Consider the following 6,011-nt stretch of genomic DNA (forward strand, 5'->3'; position numbering starts at 1 on the left):
AATCAGCATACGGCGGTTCCGGGTGTTACCCAGCGAAAGGTCAGATTGATGCGCTCGCCGCTCACGCGCGGCTCCTTCGGCACCCGGTGTCGCCACTGAGCCTGGGTGTCGCCCTTCATCACGAGCAGGCTGCCGCCCTTCAGCGCGAACGATTGCACGACGCCGGTTCGGTTGTGCCGCAGATCGAACGTGCGCGCGACGCCGAGGCTCACCGACGCGATCACCGGCTGCCTGCCGAGTTCGGGCTCGCGGTCGGCGTGCCAGCCCATGCTGTCCGCGCCGCTGCGGTAGCGATTCAGCAGCACGCTGTTAAAACGCGCGCCGCTCGTCGCCTCGGCGGCGGCCTTCAGTTCGGCGACGGCCGGCGTCCACGGTTGCGGCACGTTGCGAATGCCCGAATAGACGTACACGGCATCCGGCTCGCCCTGCCATGCCGTCAGTCGCGGCAGCGCGACACGGCCGGCGGGCGTGCCCATCATGTCCTGGCGCCATTGCACTTCGTCGATCAGGCGCGTCAGCATCTGCGCGGCCGCAGCCGGCGCGAGCCAGTCGGGATACCAGTCGACGTCGGGGGTCGGCAGGTCGTTGAAAAGATCGTTCATCGGAATACGTGGGCGCAAGCGAACTAGTGAGAACCCTGGCTATTATGGCGACAACGGCGCGCACGCTCACCCGCGCGCGTTGTTCCGTCATTCGACGCGGTTCGCCGCGTTTCGCCCTGCTCCTCTTTTTTCGCACGGACCACTGTCATGACTCTTTCCGATCAGGCGCTCGATCAGCTCTTTCGCGAAGCACGCACGCACAACGGCTGGCAGAACAGGCCCGTCGACGACGCCGTGCTCCACCAACTCATCGAACTCGCGCTACTCGGGCCGACTTCGGCCAATTCGAGCCCGGGCCGCTTCGTGTTCGTCAAGACGCCGGAGGGCAAGGAAAAGCTGCGCCCGGCGTTGTCGGCGGGCAATCTCGAGAAAACGATGGCCGCGCCGGTCACGGCGATCGTCGGCATGGACATGGCGTTTTACGAGCATCTGCCGAAGCTCTTTCCGCACGCGGATGCGCGCGCCTGGTTCGCCGGCAACGAGCGCCTGATCGCGGATACGGCCTTTCGCAATTCGACGCTGCAAGGCGGCTATCTGATTCTCGCCGCTCGCGCGCTCGGTCTCGACACCGGGCCGATGTCGGGCTTCGACGCGGCGAAGGTCGACGCAGCGTTCTTCGCCGGCACGACCGTCAAATCGAATTTCCTGATCAACCTGGGTTACGGCGACGCGTCGAAACTGTTTCCGCGCAGTCCGCGTTTTTCGTTCGACGAAGCGGCGCGCATCGTTTGATGCTTTTTCGATGATTGCCCGATGATGGTTCGAGGGCCGTTGGGTACGCCGTGCGTCGCGCGCCGCGGTGGATTCGCGTCAGATCAGCACCGCGATATAAAACACCACGGTGCCGATCAGCGCGCCGACAAAGCAGAAACCTTCGTCGGCTTCATCGCCGTTCGAGCGCAGCCACGCGCCGACGACGCCGAACAGTCCCGCGATGCCCAGCGCGACGCACACCATCACCACGTCGAATAACGCGCTCTTGCCGAGTTCGGAGAAGTCGATATTGCGCACGCCGACGTAGAGCGCGACCGCCATCAACGAGATGCCGACGAGCGGCAGCATCACGTGACTACCCTCGCGCCCGACGTGGTGCGCATGATGACCATGATGCGCGTCGTGCGTGTGACGCGGCTCGTGGCCCAATTTGAGCAGCTTCATGGTGCGTCTCCCCCCTCGCCGGCCTCTTTCCCGGCGACAGAACCAGCCGCGGCCGAACCGCGCTGGCCACGCTGCGATGACCCTTCGGTGCCGCTGCGATGGCCCGGAAAACACGCTGGTTTACGTGAAGCATAGTCCACGCGAGAATACAATTCAAAGCCCATTTAATTAGCTTGCATAGGCATTTAAACGCGTCGCGCGCGGCCCTGCTCATCTGTCGTGAAGCATTTATTGCGCCCGGCTTCGTGAAGCCCGTGGAAGCCCGTGGAAGCCCGTGGAAGCCCGTGGAAGCCCGTGGAAGCCCTTCGGACGCCGCCGGACACCTTCCGGCCGGCCCGCCGTACAGCGGGCCGAAGCACGAATTTTGCGGCGCCAGCAAGGGTCCGAACATGCCGGTAGAATGATTCGCCGGGTTCGTGAGGCCTCGCGAATCCATTGCATTGCCCGCCAACCGGTCGCCGCGTGCCTTCTGAGCCCGGCCCTCCCGGTCCCTTCCCGCCCCGACCCTCTCTATGCGCCGTTCATCGTTTCTTGTCCGCATCATCCTGATTGGCATCCTGCTGCATATCTACGTCGGCTTGCGCGTGATTCCCGACATGCCGATCAGCGCGACCGGCCGCTGGCTGTGCGCGCTATGGCTCGTGCTGTCGATCTTCCTGATCCCGGTCGGCATGATGGCGCGCGGCATCAAGCGGCAGCCGCTCGGCGACCGGCTCGCATGGGTCGGCCTGCTCGCAATGGGCTTCTTTTCGTCGCTGCTGGTGCTGACGTTCGCGCGCGACCTCGTGCTCGCTTCGCTACTGACGATCGATGCGATCTGGCCGAACACGCTCGCCATCGGCCACTGGCGAACCGGCTCGGCGGCGGCCGTGCCGTTGTTGGCACTGCTGTCGACGCTGATCGGCCTCATCAATGCGCGGCGCCGCGCGCGCGTCGTGACGATCGAAGTGCCGATCGACGATCTGCCGCGCGAGCTCGACGGTTTCACGATCGTGCAGATCAGCGATATTCACGTCGGCCCGACGATCAAGGGCCGTTATGTCGACGCGATCGTCGACGCGGTGAACCGGCTGAAGCCGGATCTGATTGCGGTGACCGGCGACGTCGTCGACGGCAGCGTGCCGCAACTGAGCAGACATACGCAGCCGTTGTCGCGGCTCAGCGCGCGGCATGGCGCGTTTCTCGTGACCGGCAATCACGAGTACTACTCCGGCGCGAACTCGTGGATCGACGAATTCCGCCGCCTCGGCTTACAGGTGCTGCTCAACGAGCACGTCGTCGTCGAGCATGACGGCGCGCGCGCGGTAATTGCCGGCGTCACCGATTACTCCGCGGGCCATCATGACCCGGCGCATCGCAGCGATCCGGCCGCGGCGCTCGCCGGTGCACCGGTCGACGTGCTGATCCGGGTGCTGCTCGCCCACCAGCCGCGCTCGGCCGAAGCGGCCGCGGCGGCGGGCTTTACGCTGCAACTGTCCGGCCATACGCACGGCGGTCAGTTCTTTCCGTGGAATTTCTTCGTGCGACTCCAGCAGCCGTTTACGGCGGGTCTCGCGCGGCTGAATGGACTGTGGGTATATACGAGCCGGGGAACCGGCTATTGGGGACCGCCGAAGCGGCTTGGCGCGCCTTCGGAGATTACGCGTGTACGGCTCGTGCCGGGCGAGCCGGATTGAGCGAAGAACATCGCGTCGGTGAATGAGTGGCTTGTCCATATTCACCGATGGAAAGTACTCCGTTCCCAAGGAGCCCCAGGCTTTCTTCCGCCGGCTTGACTAACCTTTGCGCGGCCCCCTAAAATCCGCCCCATTCAATTAACCGGAATCACGATCTTGGACAGTAGCAGTCGTACTCGTCGAGCGTCGATTTGCCTGATCGCCTGATCGGCAGGATTTCCGCGTCAGTCTTCCCTGTCGCCGTCCTGCCCTTGGGTTGGATCGCGCACGTCGCTCCCGTTTCATTCATATTCGCGTACTGCCGGCGCCGCGCGCGTTGAGCGTAGCGGGTTCTCTTTTCGCCTGGCGTTTCGTCACGCGCGATCACGCTCGTGCCTGCCACAAAACGACGGTAGACGCCGCGACGCCGTCACGCGTAGGCTTCACACTGCGACAGCACGCGCCCCAACCTTTCTGAACGATGACACTCGAATTCTTCCTGCGGCTTCTGACCGCTTTCTCCTGCGGCGTCGCAATCGGCCTCGAACGGCAAATGCGGCAGCGCAATGCCGGCCTGCGCACGATCACGCTCGTCGCGAGCGGCGCCTGTCTGTTCGTTACACTCGGCGTGCTGACCGGCAATGGCACGAGCGGCATCACGCAGATCGCCGCGTATGTGGTATCGGGTGTCGGCTTTCTCGGCGGCGGCGTCATCATGCGCGACAAAGGCTCGATCCAGGGGATCAACACCGCGGCGACGCTGTGGTGCTCGGCGGCGGTAGGCGTATTGAGCGGCGCGGGACACTACGGACCGGCGCTCGCGGGCACCGGGGTCGTGCTGCTGACCAATACCGTGCTGCGTGAAGTCAGCCGCACGATCAACGCCACGCCGGTTGACAATGCCGATCTCGTTCGCGAATACGTGCTGATGATCGTCTGCCGCGAAGCCGATGAGATTCACATTCGCACTGCGATTTCCAACTCGATGTATTCGGCGCCGCTGTCGTTCCAGAGCCTGACGAGCGAGGACGTCGAGAGCGATCCAGGACGCATCCGCGTGACCGCGACGCTCAAGCTGCATCCCAAGGATCAGTCGAAGCTCGAACAGATGGCAAGCCGCCTCAGCATGGAAAAAAGCGTTTCCAGCGTCAGTTGGACGGCCAAGGAAGCGGAGCCGACGCCCGAGTGACGCACGGCGCACGAATTCCCTTTATTCGCGTGCATCGTCTACACTTAGCTTGCGGCAGATTCAGACAGTGTTAATTCCGCGTCCCGAACATGGACTGTCCCATAACCTTCGATTAAGCTCTATCACCGTGATTTTTTCACACTCAACCATGGAGTCTCGAATATGGAACACGGCGTCATTGCATGGCTCATCATCGGCGCGATCGCGGGCTGGCTCGCGGGTGTGCTCGTCAAGGGCGGCGGCTTCGGCCTGATCGTCGACATCATCGTCGGGATCGTCGGCGCGTTCATCGGCGGCTGGCTCGCCGGCGTGCTGCACATTTCGCTCGGCAGCGGCTGGATCGGCTCGATCATTACCGCCGTGATCGGCGCGGTCATTCTGCTGTTTATCATCCGGCTCGTACGACGAGGTTCCTGAGCACGGTATCCGATGTCATGAAGCGCCAGCCGGTTTTCACCGCTGGCGCTTTTTCTTTTGTGAATGCTTCCAGCGTCATGCAATGTCTGGCCTCCCCATCGCAATGCGTTCCGACAATCAGCGTCGCTCGCCAATGTTCGCGACAGGTATTGCGCGTCATGGAGGTATGACACGCGGTGCAGTCCAGCTGCCGAAATAGATGTTGCAGAAGCTCAGTGAACCGATGCATTCTTGCGTTTTCGCCTTCGGCGCGGTGACGCGTTTTTGCGCGACGACGTCGTTGGCCAGCGCATATCAGCCGGAAAAACCACCGCGAAGACGAACGCCGCTAGCAGGCGCGGTCGATGTCAGCGCGCAAACCAGCGTTGCGCCGACCACAGCAAAACTCCCGCTCTGCCAATCGGTGGCAATCCAGAATAAACCAGCGATTGCAATAACCACTGCGGGGCACACGAAGACGAATAAGACAACGAAGTTGCTGGTCCAACTTATGTGGCGGCTTTCGTGGCGGTTCGCTCTGCATAAATCGGCAAGCGAGTCGGCGGATGCAACCTCCAGTGGTCGTTTCGCTTCACGCATGTGCATTAGCAGGCTCGTTCGTAAGACGCGCAAGTCTGCCAGCCATACGAGATGCGTCGACTCTCGCGTGCTGTTGCGATTCGAGCACAGCTGCGAGTTCATCGAGGTATGGTTCGATTGCTACAAGTATCGATGCGAAACCGCTGGTGCGCAGACGCTTTAGCAACTGATGCAGTGCATGGAGACGCGCACACGCATCCATGAATTCACCGTTCAATCGCGCGAAATGATGACTGCACGAACGCGTCGCCGGATCCTCGAACGCGACGAACGTGCGCGTCGCTTCAAAACCGGCGATTTTGGTGAGTGATGGCTTCCAGCTATCTTTGGCTTTTATGACGTGCGGGCGTTTTTTCTCTGTCTGAACGATAGCGGCCGGTAAACGCCGAAACCCCACCGCGAGGGGTGGGG

At 62.6% G+C, this 6,011-nt stretch carries 6 protein-coding genes and 1 pseudogene; 4 read left to right on the forward strand and 3 right to left on the reverse strand.

All coding sequences use genetic code 11. The features are described 5' to 3' along the window. Window positions 1–2 precede the first annotated feature (2 nt). Entirely contained in the window at window positions 3–602 is a 600-nt protein-coding gene (locus QM685_RS18010; protein ID WP_415117743.1) for an alpha-ketoglutarate-dependent dioxygenase AlkB family protein, read from the reverse strand. A gap of 147 nt (window positions 603–749) precedes the next feature. Here QM685_RS18010 and QM685_RS18015 point away from each other — a divergent pair, with 147 nt between their 5' ends. Further along, a complete protein-coding gene (locus QM685_RS18015) occupies window positions 750–1,334 on the forward strand; it encodes a malonic semialdehyde reductase (protein ID WP_415117745.1) in 585 nt (194 codons plus the stop codon). Window positions 1,335–1,412: 78 nt separating this feature from the next. Here the strand turns inward: QM685_RS18015 and QM685_RS18020 are convergent, their stop codons facing one another. Continuing rightward, complete coding sequence (locus QM685_RS18020) at window positions 1,413–1,760, reverse strand: hypothetical protein (RefSeq protein WP_415117747.1); 348 nt, start codon at window positions 1,758–1,760, stop codon at window positions 1,413–1,415. 512 nt (window positions 1,761–2,272) lie between these two features. On the opposite strand from QM685_RS18020, the gene QM685_RS18025 reads away from it, so the two are divergent. The 3 genes from QM685_RS18025 (at window position 2,273) to QM685_RS18035 (ending at window position 5,021) form a co-directional block, all read left to right on the forward strand. Continuing rightward, window positions 2,273–3,436, forward strand: a complete 1,164-nt coding sequence (locus QM685_RS18025) for a metallophosphoesterase (RefSeq protein ID WP_415117749.1) — start codon at window positions 2,273–2,275, stop codon at window positions 3,434–3,436. Window positions 3,437–3,896: 460 nt separating this feature from the next. Continuing rightward, window positions 3,897–4,604 carry an MgtC/SapB family protein gene (locus QM685_RS18030; protein ID WP_415117751.1) on the forward strand — a complete coding sequence of 236 codons (708 nt, stop codon included), beginning with the start codon at window positions 3,897–3,899 and terminating at the stop codon, window positions 4,602–4,604. Between the two features lie 162 nt (window positions 4,605–4,766). Continuing rightward, complete coding sequence (locus QM685_RS18035) at window positions 4,767–5,021, forward strand: GlsB/YeaQ/YmgE family stress response membrane protein (protein WP_415117753.1); 255 nt, start codon at window positions 4,767–4,769, stop codon at window positions 5,019–5,021. 294 nt (window positions 5,022–5,315) lie between these two features. Here the strand turns inward: QM685_RS18035 and QM685_RS18040 are convergent. After that, window positions 5,316–5,997, reverse strand: a pseudogene (locus QM685_RS18040) (FUSC family protein). Window positions 5,998–6,011 lie beyond the last annotated feature (14 nt).

It is taken from the genome of Paraburkholderia sp. (genome assembly GCF_047605525.1).
Taxonomy (GTDB): Bacteria; Pseudomonadota; Gammaproteobacteria; order Burkholderiales; family Burkholderiaceae; genus Paraburkholderia.